The following is a 20237-nucleotide window of genomic DNA, read 5'->3' as shown; positions in this document are numbered from 1 at the left end:
GTTCGTTACGTGGGTTTATAGATATATCCCGACTGTAAAAAATCTAACTTTTATAATTGAAATGGTAAAAATAAGGAAATTTCACCCTATTTTAAATTCAAACAAACATAAAGGAGAAGATATTATGAAAAAGAAATTAATGGCATTATGTGCTTTGTCATCCCTATTAGTGGCAAGCACAGGACAGGCAGTTTTTGCAGCAGATGGAGGACAAGTACAAACGAAAGGAGATATTACTTTTGAACAAGATACTAGCCCGGTAGATCCCCTAAATCCGATTAAACCGGATCCAAATAATCCAGTCAAGCCGGTAGATCCAGATGCTCCTAGTGGTACAGAAGGTCCACTAAGTATTGATTATGTATCTAATTTCCACTTCGGTAAACAAAAAATCTCATCGGAAGATAAAACATATTATGCTAAATTGGATGTATTAAAAGATAGCAACGGAAATTCTATCGAAGTTCCCAATTTTATACAAGTTACAGATAAGAGGGGGACAAATGCTGGTTGGAAAGTACAAGTGCGACAAGAACAGCAATTGACCAATACAAATAATAAAGAGCTAAAAGGCGCGAGCATCAGCATTAAAAATGGGGTCGTTAAAACAGCAGCCTCCAACAAAGCAAAAGCACCTTCTCAAGTTAGTCAAGAAATTAATTTGGTTCCTGGGGAGAACGGAGGAACAGGACCTTCGCAAGATGTTGTAGTTGCGAAACAAGATGAAGGGATGTCCACTTGGATCAACTCTTTTGGTACAGAAAGTAACGCAGATAAAAGCATTGCGCTAAAAGTACCTGGGGTATCAGCAAAAGAAAAAGAATCGACGTATACAACTAATTTAACTTGGATTTTAACAGATACTCCGGACTAACCTAGAAAAACCAATAAAAACAGACTCATTGCGAATGGGAATGAGTCTGTTTTTATATTCGGTTTCTTATGATAAAGATATATAGAGCGTAGCACGGAAATTGTCATTAATGATGGAAAAACTATAATTAATATTATTATAACGATTACAAATTTTTTTCAGGTTAGATAATCCTAAACCTCGTCCGGGACCTTTTGAACTTTTATTAGGCAACATTATTGCTTTTAGATCAATATTGTTTTGACTTTCAGCCAACGTATTTTGTATGATTATTTCCAAATTGGAGTCGGATCTAGTTGTTATTTTTATACTGATTTTAGGAATGTAAGACAGGGAAGCAGCTTCAATTGCATTATCTATCAGGATACTCAGTATTCGAATAGCATCAATGATATTAATGCCGATATTTGAAACGGGTTTATCAATAACTATGTTAAATTCAATACCCAGCTTTTCCATCTTTTCTATTTCAGAAACAAATAGTCCTTTAAGAGGAGTGGAATAAATTTTTTCAATATTTTTATAGGATTGGAAGGAGAGAGTCTTTTCAAAAGCCTCAACCTCATCGATAAGTAGAATAGCCTCCTCTATTTTATTATTCTTTATTAAATATCTGATAGAGGCGATAATATTATTTAAATCATGTTTGAATCCCAGAGAGTCCTCCACGCCTTTCTCGATTTTAGAAAAATTCATTTCATGGTTCAGCAGTTGCTGGTTTTGAATTTGAATTTTATACATCATATAGACGCTAAACAAAGAAAAAGAGATACAAAGAAGTGTTAAGAATAAAACAATCTGAAATTTTCCTGAAAATACCGGAAAGAGGTTTAAACTTAAAATCTCGACCAGTTCAAAAAATATAAAATAAAAAACACCAGATTTTATATTTTTCTTTTGCGTTGAGAAAAGCAATTGAAAAAAGTTGTATTTTTTTTCAATTTTGATAATAAGTCGAAACACGAGATAAATCAAAATGCCGTTAACAACATTCAAAGTGATTAGAAATAATGCGTAATTGACTTGGCTAATGAGAAATGTTGTAACAGTAGATATTGTCCATAAAGTTAAAGGGAGATAATGAGCTAAGACAGCAATTATACTAGTAGTAAAAAAGTTTCCTACGCGATGATATCCTATTATAGCTACATAAAGATAAATAAACATGAGAAGTATAGTACTTCCCCATCCCCAGCTTTTATTGAGTGCTAAAAGAATAATAATGTAGGAGAAATAAGAAATAGCAATGAGATTGAGAATAATATATTCTCTCTTGCTGAACATATTTATTTCTTTTAAAAAAAGTAGCATACAAAAAAAATAAATTATATACATGAAAGTGAATGAACCAATATACATGAAATACTTTCCTCCAAAATAATAATAATTTAGATCAATGCCTATAATTGGAACAATTCCCATTAAATAGTTCTAAATGTAAAGTAATAGATTTTTTGGGCCATATGTTGTTTAGATATAATTAAGTTAGGTAAGGTTAATTTGAGGATGCTATAAAAGAGAGAAAAATAGCGGTGCTTTTAATTAGAATTTGGAAAAAATACTTCTGTAGAAAGGTTGGACACATTAATAATATTACAAAAAGTTTGCTCCATTCCTATTCTACATCTCATTTTATCTCATAACTTAAAGAACCGCCTTTCGATAAGCTGTTCATAGAAACCATTTTTTGCTTACTTTATTGGCATCTGACTTATATTTATTTTAATTTTGTCAATAGTTTTAGGATTGAAATATAATATATCACTATTGATAAATTTGACACTACCGTCTTTTCGAACTACTTCAGTAATTTTACTTAAGTTAATTATATAGGATTTCAGATTAGTTAAAAAATTATCGTATTCTTGAAGTAACGTTTTGAAATGCGTTAACTTTTTGTTAATTATAAGGACGCTTCCTTCTTTAACGATTTGTACGGAATTTCTGTTATTCGGTACGGATTCTATATAAAGGATGTCCTCTATTTGAATAATGAATTCTTGAGACTTCGTAGAGACTTGGATTATTTTCTCAAAGTGATTTTGATTAGAAATTTCTTGGAAGATAGCTTTTATCGTATTTAATATCTGGTCCTCCAAAGAATCAAAATCTTCTTCATTTTTAATAATATACCCATAAGGCAATATTTGATCATTTATAATATCTAACATTTTATCTGTAAAACTTGTGATGAAAACAATATAGCAATTTTTAAATTTTGATCGCAGCAATTTGGCAATATCAATCCCTGTTAAATACTGCTTTAGATCTATATCTAGGAAAAATATATATGTTTTCGAAAAGCTAAAGTTCTCCATTTTTTGAGAAAAGTTTACTGGATTTTCTACCTGTTCAATATCAAAAATAAGATGGTAATTTTCTTGAAATGTTTTTATCGTATTGTAAATCTTCTTTTGATAAGAAATAGAGTCTTCTAGAATAAAAATAGTTGTTTCTATCATACTTTTTTTCATTATATATCCACCCTTTAATAAGATAGTTATAAATATATAATCTATTTTTTGCTGTGGGAGCATGTAGAAATAAAGTTGGATGACGACTTCGGACATAATTTATAAAATTTTGAAACGGAATAGAAAAGGACAAGTAAAAAGAGGAAATGTGTTATTCATGAAATGGAAAATGAAATAAGAAGTTCTTATTCTATTGACGCTTACCTTCTCTTTTTGACGCGGAAAGTCAATGACATAATAAGTTTCATGAATTTTAAGTATATGGAAGCGGACCGAATGGTTTGCTTTTTATGATGTGCTTCTTTTTCTTGGAAAGCATAGCTGTTTCGCTCCTTTCCGTGTGTCCTTATAAACGAGTTTTTGCTAACTAATGGGGGTAATTCCTCTTTCTTTTATCTGTAGTTAAATTTTTTACAATTATGTCCATAAACCATCCTAACATCTACCTAAAAAAAAGACAATTTTTTTAAAATTCAATAAACTATAACAAGAAATAATTGTTACAAAAATATGTATTATGTGTTTGTTTTTTTTCATTTTGTGAAAATTACAATCTTTTTTCTTATAAATTTTTAAGCTATCATTATTTCAAGGGGGCACTAAATCATGAGATACTCAGAATTTCAACAACATATGCAGAAAGATAACTTTATTTATAAATATATAATGGATTTTTGCAAATCAAAAAGAATAAAGTTGGAGAGAAAGCAAAAATTAATTTTAGATCAGAATAAAATTTATTTTTGTACAAAAGGGGTTTTGGAACTAATGCTGAGACATAGTAAAAAATCATCTTCTATCGTCCAAGCCAATCAAATTATCCAAGGAATACCTAGAGAAGGATGTTGTTACGAAATACGAGCGTTGACAAAAGTAGAGGTAGCAGTATATGAATCTGATGAATTATACGATTTTTTGGAGAATAGAAATCTATTATCGCATTATCTTTACTCTCATATATACATGGAAGAACAACGGAAATGTTTTTTTAATGAGTTATCGGGTCTCAAAGTTAAAGAGAGAGTGGAGAGGGTTATCCAAGAATTCAGCGATGGGAATAAAATACCTGAATGGTTCAGCGTGGAGTTAGTATCTAAAATGTGTAATTGCTCTTATAACAGCGCTTTGAAATATTCGAGTAAAAGACATAGTAGTTAATAGATAGTAAGACTTGATAGCTAAGGAGAAAAAGTAAATGAAAAAAATTTATTTTTTAATAGTACTTATCTTAGTAGGCGCAGCATTACAAGGGTGTGCTAAGGAAACTAAAGAAGCAAATGGGAAGGTCATTCAAGTGAAGGAGTCAGATACAATTATTTCTTTAATGGAAAAGCAAGATAATAAACCTTATTTTATTTACTTTGGAAGGCCATCTTGTAAGTCTTGTCAAAAGGCTCTTCCTAAATTGCAACGAATAGTTGCAGATGAGAGAAAAGAAGTTTACTACTACAATACTGATTTTTTTCGGAACAAAGCGGGGTTTAGCGATGTTCTAGCTAAATTAAACGTTACAAACGTCCCATATCTTGTGAAAGTAGTTAATGGGAAACCCACTAATTCAACGCTACTATTCAGTAAAAATGCCCAAATAAAATCGGTGCTTCAATAATTGAATTACTTAAAGGAGGGGTCTAAATTGAAGCATTAAGGAAATAAAGCATTGAAGACTATTACGATAATCAAAGGAGAAGTAAAATGAGAAAAATCATTGTTTCACTTGTGTTTTCTTTACTATTCTCAGTACTTGCACCTAATTTGGTGCAAGCAGACACTAAATTAAAAGAGAGTAAAGCATCAATGTCCAAACCAGTAATACTATCCATTACTCCGTCAACTAAGGACAAGTATTATAAAGTAACTGGATATACGACACCCAATACCAAAGTGTATTTTGCAGTATATGTGATGTATTGGACTCAGGGGACTGAGTTTGCAACGTCCGACGAGAATGGATATTTTTCCGGGGAGGCTTATGAATACAAAGATACTAGGAATATTTGTATTTCTAATTCAGAAGCTATAAATAGTGATCTAAGTAATTCAACATGTTCTCCAGGAGGAAATATACCATTAGAAGTTAATACACCTGTGATGAAAGATATATCAAATACAGATACAGTGGTAACAGGTACTGGTACGCCATATTCTACTGTAGTGTTGACGACAAGTTCTGCTGGTCAAATAGGAAAGGGCGTAGTAGATGGAAACGGCTCTTTTAGCATCACCATTCCTGTTCAAAAGGCCGGAACAGTTGTAACTTCTCAAGCTAACATCGGAGACACGAAAAGCGGTACGAGTTCAAAAACAGTAATAGGAGAGGAAAGTAAGACCCCAAAACCTATCGTAGATAAATTGTATGATACAGATACATTTTTGATGGGAATAGCAACACGTGATAGTACTATCACTGTCAAAGTAAATGGACAAGTGATTGGCACAGGAACGGTATACGCTACTAACACCTTCAAAATCTCGATTTCTACCCAAGCAGTTGGGACGAAAGTTGCTGTTACAAGTAAACAAAAAGATAAAGCGGAAAGTGATCCAGCCTACGTAATAGTAGAAAAAAAAGCTAATGAAAAGCCAGTCATTTCAGCTGCTGACAGAATAATCCAAGTAGGCGATACATTTAATCCGTTAAGCGGAGTAACTGCGACTGATGCAGAAGACGGTGATTTGACAAGCAAAATCAAAGTAACGGAGAATACAGTAAATACAGCAGTAGCTGGGACGTATAGCGTGACTTATAGTGTTACCGATTCCGATGGAAACACGGTGACGAAAACGATTAGTGTTATTGTCGTGAAGCCGAGCAATCACAAGCCGATGATTAATGCAAACGACGTGACGTTAAAAGTTGGAGATAGCTTCAATCCATTAAGTGGAGTGACTGCAACGGATATAGAAGACGGTGATTTAACTAGCAAGATAAAGGTAGAGGCTAATACAGTAAACACAGCACAAGCAGGCACCTATGCTGTCACTTACAGCGTCACCGACTCTGATGGAAATAGGACAGTTAAATCCATTATTGTCGTTGTGAAAAATAATAGTCAACCCACAATCTATGCCAATGACGTGGTTTTAAAAGTAGGTGACACCTTCGACCCATTGAGCGGAGTTAGCGCAATGGATGAAGAAGACGGTGATTTGACAAGTAAGATTTTAGTTACTGCCAATACTGTAAATACAGCTAAAGCAGGAACTTATGCTGTTATTTACGAGGTCACAGATTCTGATGGTAACACAGCAACCAAAATAATAAGTGTCATCGTAAAAGCAAAAAGTCAGCCGATCATCAACGCCAATGATGTGATTCTAAAAGTCGGGGATAGTTTCAATCCACTCAGCGGAGTAACCGCAATGGATGCGGAAGATGGTGATTTGACAAGTAAGATAGTAGTTATTGCAAATACAGTAAATACAGCAAAACCAGGAAACTATAGTGTCGTTTACAGTGTTACGAATTCTGATGGCAATACTGCTACAAAAGCAATTACTGTTACAGTGAAGAATAATAGCCAACCTATTATTAATGCTAATGATAAGACAATCAAAGTAGGAGATACCTTCAATCCACTCAGCGGAGTAACCGCAACAGATGAAGAAGACGGAGATTTGACAAGCAAAATCAAAGTAATCGTAAACACAGTAAATACAGCAGTAGCAGGAACATATACGGTAACGTACAGTGTGACCGATTCCGATGGCAATACAGCGACGAAAACGATCACTGTTACTGTAAAAACAAATAGTCAACCAGTAATCAATGCGAAAGACGTAGCGCTTAAAGTGGGGGATACTTTCAATCCACTTAGCGGAGTAACCGCAATGGATTTAGAAGATGGGGACTTGACGAGTAAAATTATAGTAACAGCGAATACAGTCAACACAATGCAAAAAGGAACTTATAGTGTGACCTATACAGTAATGGATTCTGATGGAAATATTACTACAAAAACGATCACCGTTACAGTGAAGAATAATAGCCAACCTACTATTAATGCAAATGATAAGACAATCAAAGTAGGAGATACCTTCAATCCACTCAGTGGAGTAACCGCAACAGATGCAGAAGACGGAGATTTGACAAGCAAAGTCAAAGTAACTGCAAACACAGTAAATACAGCAGTAGCAGGAACATATACGGTAACGTACAGTGTGACCGATTCCGATGGCAATACAGCGACGAAAACGATCACCGTTACAGTGAAAAATAATAGCCAACCTACTATTAATGCAAATGATAAGACAATCAAAGTAGGAGATACCTTCAATCCACTCAGTGGAGTAACCGCAACAGATGCAGAAGACGGAGATTTGACAAGCAAAGTCAAAGTAACTGCAAACACAGTAAATACAGCAGTAGCAGGAACATATACGGTAACGTACAGTGTGACCGATTCCGATGGCAATACTACTACAAAAACGATCACCGTTACAGTGAAAAATAATAGCCAACCTACTATTAATGCAAATGATAAGACAATCAAAGTAGGAGATACCTTCAATCCACTCAGTGGAGTAACCGCAACAGATGCAGAAGACGGAGATTTGACAAGCAAAGTCAAAGTAACTGCAAACACAGTAAATACAGCAGTAGCAGGAACATATACGGTAACGTACAGTGTGACCGATTCCGATGGAAATACGGTGACGAAAACAATCACGGTAAGCGTAGAAGCTAAAGAAGATTATTCTATCTCTGCCAATAAATATAATATAGACTCCTCTTCCTATCTAACGGGGACCGTTGGAGAAAGTGTTGCAAAAATAAGAGTTTATGTGAATGGTAAATTAATCAATATAGTCACACCAACTAACAACTCTTTTAAAGCGTATGTTCGTTCTTATGTAACTCATGTAACGGATGTAGTGAAAGTGGTATCGCTAGATAAAGAAGGTGGGGAAAGAGAAGAAGCATTAGTAGCTTTAACATACAACGACATTCTTCTTACAGTTGATGAATATGTTATTGGTGAAAGTGAAAGTGTAACTGGAACTATTGATAGTCGAGCTACTTCTGCGACTTTATATGATGCAGATACAAATACCGCTCTACGAAAAGTAAACGTTTCAGGAGGAACATATAAAATATCAGCAGTAGATTTAATCACTTCTGCAGCTAAGAATTATGTGGTGGTCGCAAAAGAAGGAACCACCGAACTAAAACGCATCACAGTTAAAGTAACAGAAGCAGATCCAACAAACTATACGCTGACCGCAGATGATTACCAAATAGGGGATACCTATATCAGCGGAACGTATGATAAAGCAGCAACAAAAGTCGTGCTATATGTAGATGGAAAAGCGGTGAAGAACAGTACGCTTGACCCAGCAACAATGACATACCGACTTCAAGCCAAAGGCTTCGTTACAAGCGCAACCCAAAAAGTAGAAATGGTAATGTCCAAAGGGAGCACCGAACTAAAACGCGTCACAGTTAAAGTAACAGAAGCAGATCCAACAAACTATACGCTGACCGCAGATGATTACCAAATAGGGGATACCTATATCAGCGGAACGTATGATAAAGCAGCAACAAAAGTCGTGCTATATGTAGATGGAAAAGCGGTGAAGAACAGTACGCTTGACCCAGCAACGATGACATACCGACTTCAAGCCAAAGGCTTCGTCACAAGCGCGACCCAAAAAGTAGAAATGGTAATGTCCAAAGGAAGCACCGAACTAAAACGCATCACAGTTAAAGTAACAGAAGAAAATCCAACAAGCTATACGTTGACCGCAGATGATTACCAAATAGGGGATACCTATATCAGCGGAACGTATGATAAAGCAGCAACAAAAGTCGTGCTATATGTAGATGGAAAAGCGGTGAAGAACAGTACGCTTGACCCAGCAACGATGACATACCGGCTTCAAGCCAAAGGCTTCGTCACAAGTGCGAATCAAAAAGTAGAAATGGTAATGTCCAAAGGAACCACCGAACTAAAACGCATCACAGTTAAAGTAACAGAAGCAGATCCAACAAACTATACGCTGACCGCAGATGATTACCAAATAGGGGATACCTATATCAGCGGAACGTATGATAAAGCAGCAACAAAAGTCGTGCTATATGTAGATGGAAAAGCGGTGAAGAACAGTACGCTTGACCCAGCAACGATGACATACCGGCTTCAAGCCAAAGGCTTCGTTACAAGCGCGACCCAAAAAGTAGAAATGGTAATGTCCAAAGGAAGCACCGAACTAAAACGCATCACAGTTAAAGTAACAGAAGAAAATCCAACAAGCTATACGTTGACCGCAGATGATTACCAAATAGGGGATACCTATATCAGCGGAACGTATGATAAAGCAGCAACAAAAGTCGTGCTATATGTAGATGGAAAAGCGGTGAAGAACAGTACGCTTGACCCAGCAACGATGACATACCGACTTCAAGCCAAAGGCTTCGTCACAAGTGCGAATCAAAAAGTAGAAATGGTAATGTCCAAAGGAAGCACCGAACTAAAACGCATCACAGTTAAAGTAACAGAAGAAAATCCAACAAGCTATACGTTGACCGCAGATGATTACCAAATAGGGGATACCTATATCAGCGGAACGTATGATAAAGCAGCAACAAAAGTCGTGCTATATGTAGATGGAAAAGCGGTGAAGAACAGTACGCTTGACCCAGCAACGATGACATACCGACTTCAAGCCAAAGGCTTCGTCACAAGTGCGAATCAAAAAGTAGAAATGGTAATGTCCAAAGGAAGCACCGAACTAAAACGCATCACAGTTAAAGTAACAGAAGCAGATCCAACAAACTATACGCTGACCGCAGATGATTACCAAATAGGGGATACCTATATCAGCGGAACGTATGATGCAGAAGCAACAAAAGTCGTGCTATATGTAGATGGAAAAGCGGTGAAGAACAGTACGCTTGACCCAGCAACGATGACATACCGACTTCAAGCCAAAGGTTTCGTCACAAGTGCGAATCAAAAAGTAGAAATGGTAATGTCCAAAGGCACCACCGAACTAAAACGCGTCACCGTTAAAGTGAGTAAGCAATATACGCTATCAGCAAATCCATATAAAGTCGGGGATACTTATCTAACGGGCACATATGATGCAGAAGCAACAAAAGTCGTTCTGTATGTGAATGGGGAAGCTGTTAAAAATGGTGCGATTGATTCGGAAGGGTTAACATACACAATTGCAGCAAAAAACTTTATTAAAGATAGTAACCAAAAAGTAGAGGTTGTTGAGTCACAAGGAACAACCATTTTAAAACGAATAGCGGTAGACATCTTGGAATGATGATGAAATGGTAGAGCCTGTCACGAGGCAACGCTCTACCATTTTTTAAAGAAAGGAAAACTGTTGATGAAAAAAGGACTTTTAGCTTTTATTTGTATTTTTCTATTCCTTATTTTAACTGCGTGTCATCAACATGCAGCTGAAAAGACTAATAAAGCTACAAAAAGAAAAAAAATCACGATAAACAATGAATTAAATCAAGAGAAAAAAACAGATAAATTCAAAATAAAACTGACGTCTGCTAAGCTCGTCGAAAATCCATGGAATCCGGATAATGGGCGGATGACATTAGAACTTGGTGTTTACGCCAAAAATAAAAGTAAAAGCAAACAAAACATCGGTACAGGTGATTTTCAAATTTATGATAAAAAAGGTAAAAAATATACATTTACGGGAAGCGAGAATAATTTTGGCGGGGAAGTAAAACCTGCTAAAACGATAAAAGGCAAAGGTTATTATTCGGTCCCCATCAATATGAGAGAAGCCGTAGTCATATATAAACCATTTCAGTCAACGGAACAACAGAAATGGAATATCAAAGTCACGCCATTAAAATCTAATGAATAAATTAAAGCCTAATAAGATCATGATGTATAGTTCTGTACACTCTTGGAAAGACGCCCGAATTTTTTTCAAAGAAGCAAAGTCTTTAGCAAAGCGCTATGAAGTCGATTTTTACGCGGTTGGAGATGAGAAAGAAGCAACGGAGCATGAATCAAGAAATTTAAAAATCAAACTTTTGTCTGCGCGAAAAAGGATATGCAGACCTCTTTTATGGAAATTACTTTTTCGAGAAATAAGAAACAGCGATGCGCAATATTACCATTTCCATGATCCAGAGCTATTACTATTATTGCCTTTTTTGAAACACACAAAGAAAAATGGAATTTTTATTTATGACATGCATGAAAATTTCCCGGCGGCAATCCTATCAAAAACATGGATACCTAAGTTGTTCCGCAAAACAATAGCCCAACTCGTAACAAGGATAGAATTATACTGTTTCCGCCACTTAGACGGAATTATATTTGCAGAAAGTTCCTATAAAACAAGTTATTCAACTATTCCTCCCCACATTAAGCAGGCAGATATATATAATTATCCACTTCATGTAGCGAAAACCAATCCAATAATAAAAAATACCGAAGATGTCAAATTTATTTATATTGGGAGAATCGCTGAAATACGTGGAGTATGGACTATGATCAATCTAATCCAACTACTACTAGCGAAAGGGAAAAAAGTATCGTTGCAGTTGATAGGTCCGTGCGAAGAAATGCTGTTAAAACGAATTCAAAAGTATTTGGAGGAAAAAATTTTAGGAGAATATATCACATATATTCCTTATGTCAAACATGACGAGGTATGGAAATTCTACAAAGAGGCCCAAATCGGTCTATGTTTGTTAGAGCCGGTTCCTAATTATTTGAACTCTATGGCAACAAAAAATTTTGAATATATGGCTGCTTCTTTACCGATGATTGTCTCTGATTTTCCAAGCTGGAAACACCTTATGGAGAAAAACAAATGTGGATATGCAGTAAACCCATCTAATATGGAAGAATTACAAAAACGAGCAGCGGATTTGATTGAAAATAAAAATAAGCGAGAATTCTTTGGCAAAAACGGTAGAAAAAGTTTTGAAGAAAAATATAACTGGGATGTAGAAGAACGTAAATTACTGAAGTTCTATAAAAATTTAGAAGGTTAAATGAGAGGTAAAGAATGAACACTGATTTAAATATGAAAAGTATTTTTAAAAAAATAAGCAAACGTTGGTATGTGTTAATCCTATTTGCTGTTCTATTCATGTCCGTTGTGTTTATTAGTAAAACATTTTTTCAACCAAAAGAATATAAATCTAGCGTAGAAATGCTTATGTTACCGAAGAAGCAGAAGGGAAATGAGGCTACGGATGCCACTATACGTTTAAATATCCAACTAATGAATACGTATATGAATGTAATGAAAAGCAATACAGTGTTAAATAAAGTAATAAAAGAGCTGAAATTAAAAGAATCAACTAACGAAATTAATAATAAATTAAAGTTAGCTACGGATGAAAATTCGCTTTCTATAAGGCTGACGTATTACGGGACATCTCCCGGGAACTCGAAAATTGTAGCAAATAAAATTTCTGAAATAACTAAGCATGAAATAAAATCATTGTTTCCAGATAACCAACTCATCATTTTAAACAAAGCGACTGATGGAGAAGAAATGATCTCTAAAATAGCATATGTGGTTGCAGGAATTGTGGGTTTATGGGCGGGGCTCCTTATGATATTTATTGAATTGTTGGCTCAGCGAGTAGTAAAAGACGAAAGTGATCTTGCTCGATTAGGCTTTCCGACTCTAGGTACAATTGCCTGTATGAAAGGTGAAGAAAATGACTGAAATAACTCCGTGGACAAATAAGAGAAAATCCTTAAATCAAATTGATTATTTAAATGCCAATAATTTTAGAGATTTACGAACCAATATTGAATATAAGTTGCAACATAAAAAAGAAAAAATCTTTGTCATTACTTCTTCTAATCAAGGAGAAGGGAAAAGTTATTGCGCCTTAAATACAGCACTTGCTTTTGCAGAAGCTAAGAAAACAGTCTTACTAGTGGATATGGATTTGCATCGTCCGCGTTTATCGAAACAGTTAGGCTTTATAAATAAGGGAGTAACAACTATTTATGAAGACGATCTTAACTATCAAGATTGTCTTATCTCTGTGGCAGAACGGGTTTCTTTTTTGGGAAGCGGTAATATTCCATTAAATTCTGCCGAAATTCTCACATCGGATGCAGTACGGAAAGCTATTTATGAAGCAGCTAAGCGCTTTGACATCATTATAATTGATAGTCCGCCGGCACGTTTATCACCAGATACTAAATTAATTATTTCCGAATTTAAAAACGTTTTATTTGTTGTTCGCGCAAACAAAACAAGAGATAAAGAAATCGACGAAGCATTTGCTAAATTAAAACTTATCAACCCTACGATACTTGGAACGGTATTGAATATGAAAAGAATTTCGCATAAAGATCGTATCAAATATGAATACAACTAGAAGTATATTATACAAGAAATGGCTGTATTACTTAGTTGTAATAACCATCGGACTTTTGGGTACGGTTAATATGTTTTTCTATGCCCTCGTTCCAATTTGGTTCGTATTGCTGATAGTATTCCAACTTAAACTTTCCGAATTACAAAACTACCTTTGGTGGATTATCGTTATTTCCATTTTTTTTGGCGCTTATCTTTCGATTCCTGGTCATGAAAGTTTTTATCTGTTCCGTTTCGTTTTGCCGGTTTATTTGGTTATATTTTTTATGAATAACAAAACAGATATAAAACGCTTTTGGACATATAGTTATTATTTGTTTTTACTTAGTGGATATTTACTCGCCAGTATTTGTTCGGTTTTTCTAGCAGATTCGAAAGTATTGGGAGTCCGATATTGTTACTTTATCTTTGAGATTGTATGCATGTTTTTCATTTGCTTCTATAATTTAAAGTCAAAAAAAACCATTTATCAATTTGCCAGACTCGCCACCTATATTTTTGTTTTGAATATAGTGATCGGCTTGATAGAAGTTAAAACAGGAATGCATATGAAATTATCGGCAGCAAAAGTTTACGTGACGACTACGATTGCAAATCAGCCTACAGGGTTCTTATATAATCCGAATGATTTCGCCCTTTTTTTGAATATTCTGTATCCTATAGTGATCTTAAATCTATATAAATTAAAAAAAAGATGGTTTGTAATCAGTTATTTAGTTCTCACGAGTGCGACAGCATATGTAATAATATCCACTTATTCTAGAATTGGAATGTTGTGCTTTGCCATAAGCGTTTTAGTGACTAGTAGTTATATTTTTCGGGAAAAATTGATCTACTTCTCAGTTACACTATTTCCGATCTGCTTGTTTAGTGCTATGTACTCGCCCTTGGGGAAACACTTAACAGATATTGTTTACTCCTCGTTTACGGATAAAGATACTTCAACATCTGCGAGAGAAAATTTATACAAATTATTATGGAAAATATGTAAAGATAGTCACTTTCTAGGCGTTGGAGCAGGGAACGTTCCTCCAAAACTGAACGCTTTAATCCTAGGTTATACAAGTGATAGTGATGCCTATACAACAGGGCATAACTTTTGGTTGGAGACATTAGCAAATATCGGCATTGTAGGATTTGTTTTTTTTATCGGTATCCTAGCATTGCTTTTATATCAAATTATTAAAAGGATAAGTACTAATCCTCCCATATATGGAATCGTTGCTTTATTAATCTGGCTTTCTTTCGTTGGGTCTACCATTGCTCTTAGTACAATATTAGAAAAAAGATTTTTGTGGTTTGTTTTAGCAGTAAGCATCACCATGATTCAGATGGATGTATTTTCAAAGGAGGAAAAGAATATTGCAAGACGTAGATAAAGTTAGTAAGCCAAAACGTACATTGATAATAGGTGGCGGCGAAGCGGGAAGCCTTTTAATTTATCACTTAAAAAGGCAAAAAAATACTGATTTTGATGTAATAGGAATTCTTGATGATGACAAACATAAGCAGAAAACGAATATTTTTGGTAGCCCGATTATTTCTAAGCTGGAATCATTAGAAGAAGTTGTGGAAAGAGAGCATATTGAACATATTATTTTAGCAATTCCTTCTTTAGATGCAAAAAAACGAATCAGACTTTTAAATAGATGTGCAAAACTAAAAATACAAACAGAGATTCTTCCAGATATTGATGCGGTTATACGGGGAAAGGAAGAACCCGTTGCACTTAAAACAATTGATTATGCTGATTTATTAGATAGAGGAGAAAATAAAATCAACTACAAAAAAATAAAACCACTTTTTTATGAAAAACGGATATTAATCAGTGGCGCTGGTGGATCAATTGGTTCGGAAATTGCTCGACAATTAGTCAAGTGTGAGCCGAAAGAGATTATCTTGCTGGGACATGGGGAAAACAGCATTTATGAAATTCAGCAATGCTTGAATGAAATGCATTTTCTTAACACAATTCCTGTTATTGCAGATATTCAAGATGAAAAGCGAATGCAAGAAGTATTCCTAAAATTTAAGCCGGAGATTGTATATCATGCCGCAGCGCATAAGCATGTTCCGCTAATGGAAGGAAATGTAAAAGAAGCAATCAAAAATAATATAATAGGTACAAAAAATATGGTAAACATATCGGCAGAAGCTAACGTTGAAAGATTTATCATGATTTCTACAGATAAAACGGTGGCGCCAACCTCAGTAATGGGAGCAACGAAAAAAGTTGCAGAGTGGATTGTTCAAAGTAAAAACAGAGAAGCTATCCGGACAATATATACAGTAGTTCGGTTTGGAAACGTACTGGGGAGTAGAGGTAGTGCTATTCCATTATTCTGGAAGCAAATCAAGGCCGGAAAAGAAGTCACGATAACCCATCCAGATATGGAGCGATATTTCATGACCATACCAGAGGCTAGTCAACTTGTCATTGAAGCAGGATTTCTTGCAAAGGGTAAAGAAATATTTATTTTAAAAATGGGAACGCCCCAAAAAATTATTGATATCGTCAATAAATTGATTATCTTAGCAGGAAAAAAAGCAGAAGATATTCCTATTAAATTTACGGGATTACGAAGTGGAGAGAAGATTAGCGAGGATTTATTTGAAAATAAAGAAAAAATGATGATTCATGATATTCATCCTAAGTTTTATTGTGGTGTTGCACAGGTTCCGAAGAATATAGAATATTTAGAGGAATGGCTAGAGCAGCTACTTGAACTACCTGACGAGAGAGCAAAAATAGAACTTCTAAAATTAACTAAAAATAATTTGATGCGTCCAAAGGAGTATATATAGAATGTTAAAAATTCCTAATACAGAAATAACAAAAGAATTATTCGAAAAAATAACAACGAAAGAAATGAAGATAGGCATAATGGGGCTCGGCTATGTGGGTCTTCCACTAGCCATGGAGTTCGCAGAGAAAGATTATTCAGTTATCGGTATAGATATAGATGCCGCAAAAGTAGATGATTTGAATGAGGGGAAATCGCACATTATAGATGTCTCTTTGGAAACAGTTTCAAAAGCAATTAATACTGGTACTTTTAAAGCGACTACAGATTTTTCACTTATTTCAGAATTAGATGCTATCAGTATTTGCGTGCCTACTCCGTTAAACAAAAATCAAGAGCCGGATACTAGTTATATGGAATATGCGGTTAGTGAACTTTTAAAATATATAAATAAACCAATTCTGATTGTCTTAGAAAGCACCACTTACCCTGGAACAACAAGAGAACTGTTCGCAAAAAGGTTTCAGGCAGCTGGGAAGCAATTAGATAAGGACTATTTTTTGTGTTTCTCACCTGAACGTGTAGACCCAGGTAATCTTGTCTATCAAACCAAACAAATCCCAAAAGTAGTGGGCGGAATAACTACAGCGTCATCGGCTATAGCAAAAAAACTCTACAGTACTATTTTGGATAAAGTTGTTGTAGTCAGCTCTCCGGAAACAGCGGAAATGAGTAAACTAATTGAGAATACTTTCAGAAGCATCAATATTGCGTTTATGAATGAGATGGCGCTTATGTGTGAACGGATGGGTTTAAACATTTGGGAGGCTATTGATGCAGCAGCCACAAAGCCCTTTGGTTTTATGCCTTTTTACCCAGGCCCAGGAGTTGGAGGACATTGTATTCCATTAGATCCTATGTATTTACATTGGAAAGGGAAACAAAATAAATTTTTCAATAGGTTTATTGAGATGGCACAAGAAATTAATATGAATATGCCTTATAAAGTCGTAGATAAGGTACAAGAAGCGGTGAATTATGCTGGCAAATCTTTGAAAAATGCAAAAGTTCTTTTAGTCGGAGCCTCTTATAAGGCTAACATCAACGATGTTAGGGAATCACCTACATTGGAAGTTTATCGGATATTGCAAGAAAAAGACGCAATTGTCAGTGTCCAAGATCCATTTGTGCCTTCTTTTGTAGATAGCTATAACCAAAGCGTTTCCGTCATTCAAGCGGTTGAAATTGATTATAGTGTATATGATTGTGTAGTAATTTTAACAAAACATAATAACATTGACTACGACTTAGTTTTAAAGGATAGCGAATTAATAGTAGATATGCGCTATGTTTGGAAAAATAAGTTTTCAGAAAAAATCTTTACAATCGGCGGGGAAGTCAGAGGTGATGAAAAGCTATGAGTAAAAAGATATTCTTATCCCCTCCAGATATGGGGGGAGAAGAACAACTTTATATAAAAGAAGCGTTTGATAAAAATTGGATTGCACCTGTAGGTTTTCATATCGATAATTTTGAACAGGAAATCACTAAGTATGTAGGATCCCGTTACGCTGTTGCAGTGTCTTCTGGAACGGCTGGGTTACATCTTGCACTGCTTGCTTTGGGAGTAAGAGCTGGAGATATTGTGTTTTGTCCGAGTTTTACATTTGTGGCGTCTGCCAATCCAATTTTGTATCAACGGGCTATACCGGTTTTAATTGATTCCGAGAATGAAACATGGAATATGTCTCCAAATGCATTAAAGATAGCATTAAAACAAGCTAATAAAGGAAATAAACTTCCAAAAGCGGTAATAGTGACACATATTTATGGGCAAAGTGCCAAAATAGGAGAAATAAAAAAAATATGTGATAGCTACCAAGTGCCTATTATAGAAGATGCTTGTGAATCGCTGGGGACCATTTATCAGGGAAGAGAAACCGGTACGATAGGAGAAATAGGGGTTTATTCATTTAATGGAAATAAAATAATTACGGCATCAAGCGGTGGCATGATCGTTACAAATCATAAAGAGTTAGCGGAGCAAATAAAGTATCTTTCTACTCAAGCTAAAGCAAATAAAAATTATTATCATCATGAAGCGGTAGGCTATAACTATCGAATGAGTAATATTCTTGCTGGAATAGGGAGAGCCCAATTAAAAACATTACCTCAAAAAATAAAAAAACGGAGACAAGTATTTCAATTATACCAGGAAGAATTCGCGGAAAATCCGGAAGTAATCCTAATGCCTCAGGATGAGAAGGGCACTAATTCCAATCGTTGGCTATCGGTTATTTTACTAAAACATCAAAATCCCAATGACTTAGTAACTTTTTTGGCTAAACATAATGTTGAAAGCAGGCGAGTGTGGAAACCAATGCATCGACAACCAATTTTGCAGGGACATAAGTATGTTCAATCAGGAGATGCTAGCATCTCAGACGAGCTATTTAACAAAGGGGTCTGTCTGCCATCTGGAAGTAATTTAACGGTAGAAGAGCAAGCATTTGTAATTAGATTAGTAAATGAATTTCTGAATAATAGAAGTGAAGTGCGAAAACAATGAAAATTTTATACATCCATCAATATTTTGCCACACGGGAAAGTGCTACTGGAACCAGATCATACGAATTTTCAAAAATATTACATGAAAAGGGCCATGATATAACCATTTTGACTGGTGATTCTAAAATTAAACAGCTGACAAAAAATAGTAAAAAAAGGCTGGTGGAGTTAACATACGAAGGGTTGAAAATCAAAGCAATTAAAAATAATTATGACAATAAGTTCCATAGATATCGTAGAATTTATTCTTTTCTTTCTTTTTTAATACAAGCAAGTTTTTTTCCGATCAAGAATAAAGATTATGATGTTATTTTTGCAACTTCCACACCTTTAACTATTGCTGTCCCAGCGTTGATATTATCAAAACGGGCAAAGATCCCATTTGTTTTTGAAGTACGCGATCTATGGCCAGAAGCTCCTTGTCAGTTAGGATACATTAAAAGTAAAATGGTTCTTTTTATTATGCGTAAATTAGAAAAATACACATATGAGCAATCTGCTCATGTAGTAGCATTGTCGCAAGGCATGGCGGAGGGCGTGTTAAAACACATAAAGGATCCTCGTAAAGTAACGATTATACCCAATAGCTCAGACCTGGATTTATTTGCTACAGAAGATGTAGCTATGACAGAAATGATACGTAAGAAATATGATATAGCTGAAAAATTTGTCCTCATTCATGGAGGGTCAATGGGGGTAATCAATGGTTTAGATTTCTTAGTTGAAGTCGCAAAAGAATTAAAAGATCAGGAAATAAATGATGTTGCGATTTTACTTACGGGGGATGGCCAAAAAAAGGGGGCATTGGAAGCAAAAGCTCAATCCTACCAACTAGAAAATATTTATTTTACAGGGATAATACCTAGAAAAGAAATGCCTAATTATCTTGCCGTCTCGCACCTTACTATGACCTCTGTAAAAAACAATCCGGTACTTGAAATGGCATCTCCTAATAAATTTTTTGATTCTTTAGCAGCTTCGAAACCCATCATTATTAATTGTGAAGGTTGGATGAAAACATTGATTGAAGAAGAACAATGTGGTTTTTACGTTGACCCGACGGATCCAAAAAGCATGGTGGAGTTATTAAAAAAATTAAAAAATAATCTACCGGAAATCAATAAGCTAGGAGAGAATGCAAGAAAACTAGCAGAAAAACAATTTGATCGCAGAGAACTGGCGGAAAAATTAGAAAAGACACTTAAAGGAGCAATCTCCCATCTATAAAGCGACAGAAAG

Annotated in this window: 15 protein-coding genes; 13 read left to right on the top strand and 2 right to left on the bottom strand. The window is 35.1% G+C overall.

Annotated elements, in window-relative coordinates:
• Window positions 1–124: 124 nt before the first annotated feature.
• Window positions 125–874, top strand: a complete 750-nt coding sequence (locus EL241_RS13045; protein ID WP_036105460.1) for a WxL domain-containing protein — start codon at window positions 125–127, stop codon at window positions 872–874.
• 66 nt (window positions 875–940) lie between these two features.
• On the opposite strand, the gene EL241_RS13040 is transcribed toward EL241_RS13045, so the two are convergent.
• Window positions 941–2233 (bottom strand): GHKL domain-containing protein, encoded by a 1293-nt coding sequence (locus tag EL241_RS13040; protein ID WP_170166166.1) that lies wholly within the window; start codon window positions 2231–2233, stop codon window positions 941–943.
• A gap of 332 nt (window positions 2234–2565) precedes the next feature.
• The gene (locus EL241_RS13035) at window positions 2566–3348 is read right to left on the bottom strand and encodes a LytR/AlgR family response regulator transcription factor (protein ID WP_036105465.1); all 783 of its coding nucleotides are present in this window, start codon (window positions 3346–3348) and stop codon (window positions 2566–2568) included.
• 606 nt (window positions 3349–3954) lie between these two features.
• Between EL241_RS13035 and EL241_RS13030 the strand changes: the two genes are divergently transcribed.
• The 12 genes from EL241_RS13030 (at window position 3955) to EL241_RS12975 (ending at window position 20225) form a co-directional block, all read left to right on the top strand.
• The gene (locus EL241_RS13030) at window positions 3955–4506 is read left to right on the top strand and encodes a hypothetical protein (protein ID WP_036105468.1); all 552 of its coding nucleotides are present in this window, start codon (window positions 3955–3957) and stop codon (window positions 4504–4506) included.
• Between the two features lie 37 nt (window positions 4507–4543).
• A complete protein-coding gene (locus EL241_RS13025; RefSeq protein WP_036105470.1) occupies window positions 4544–4957 on the top strand; it encodes a thioredoxin family protein in 414 nt (137 codons plus the stop codon).
• An 86-nt stretch (window positions 4958–5043) separates the two neighbouring features.
• A complete protein-coding gene (locus EL241_RS13020; RefSeq protein WP_126320653.1) occupies window positions 5044–10623 on the top strand; it encodes an immunoglobulin-like domain-containing protein in 5580 nt (1859 codons plus the stop codon).
• Between the two features lie 66 nt (window positions 10624–10689).
• Complete coding sequence (locus EL241_RS13015) at window positions 10690–11190, top strand: DUF4352 domain-containing protein (RefSeq protein ID WP_126320652.1); 501 nt, start codon at window positions 10690–10692, stop codon at window positions 11188–11190.
• On the top strand, window positions 11183–12334 hold the full coding sequence (locus tag EL241_RS13010; protein WP_126320651.1) for a glycosyltransferase: 1152 nt from the start codon (window positions 11183–11185) through the stop codon (window positions 12332–12334). The genes EL241_RS13015 and EL241_RS13010 overlap by 8 nt, the downstream gene beginning before the upstream one ends.
• 14 nt (window positions 12335–12348) lie before the next feature.
• Window positions 12349–13020, top strand: coding sequence for a YveK family protein (locus EL241_RS13005; protein WP_036107703.1), 672 nt, complete (start codon window positions 12349–12351; stop codon window positions 13018–13020).
• Window positions 13013–13687: a CpsD/CapB family tyrosine-protein kinase gene (locus tag EL241_RS13000; protein ID WP_126320650.1), complete on the top strand. Its 675-nt coding sequence runs from the start codon at window positions 13013–13015 to the stop codon at window positions 13685–13687. Before EL241_RS13005 ends, EL241_RS13000 begins: the two co-directional genes overlap by 8 nt.
• Window positions 13674–15065, top strand: a complete 1392-nt coding sequence (locus tag EL241_RS12995; RefSeq protein ID WP_126320649.1) for an O-antigen ligase family protein — start codon at window positions 13674–13676, stop codon at window positions 15063–15065. The genes EL241_RS13000 and EL241_RS12995 overlap by 14 nt, the downstream gene beginning before the upstream one ends.
• Window positions 15049–16491: a polysaccharide biosynthesis protein gene (locus tag EL241_RS12990; RefSeq protein ID WP_170166165.1), complete on the top strand. Its 1443-nt coding sequence runs from the start codon at window positions 15049–15051 to the stop codon at window positions 16489–16491. Before EL241_RS12995 ends, EL241_RS12990 begins: the two co-directional genes overlap by 17 nt.
• A gap of 1 nt (window position 16492) precedes the next feature.
• Window positions 16493–17851 (top strand): nucleotide sugar dehydrogenase, encoded by a 1359-nt coding sequence (locus tag EL241_RS12985; RefSeq protein WP_036107694.1) that lies wholly within the window; start codon window positions 16493–16495, stop codon window positions 17849–17851.
• Entirely contained in the window at window positions 17848–18999 is a 1152-nt protein-coding gene (locus tag EL241_RS12980; RefSeq protein ID WP_126320647.1) for an aminotransferase class I/II-fold pyridoxal phosphate-dependent enzyme, read from the top strand. The genes EL241_RS12985 and EL241_RS12980 overlap by 4 nt, the downstream gene beginning before the upstream one ends.
• The gene (locus EL241_RS12975) at window positions 18996–20225 is read left to right on the top strand and encodes a glycosyltransferase family 4 protein (protein WP_126320646.1); all 1230 of its coding nucleotides are present in this window, start codon (window positions 18996–18998) and stop codon (window positions 20223–20225) included. The genes EL241_RS12980 and EL241_RS12975 overlap by 4 nt, the downstream gene beginning before the upstream one ends.
• Window positions 20226–20237: the final 12 nt, after the last annotated feature.

This window comes from Listeria grayi (assembly GCF_900638015.1).
GTDB classification, from domain to species: Bacteria; Bacillota; Bacilli; order Lactobacillales; family Listeriaceae; genus Listeria; species Listeria grayi.
Note: the sequence above shows the minus strand (reverse complement) of the source record. Positions and strands in the feature narration are given on the sequence as shown.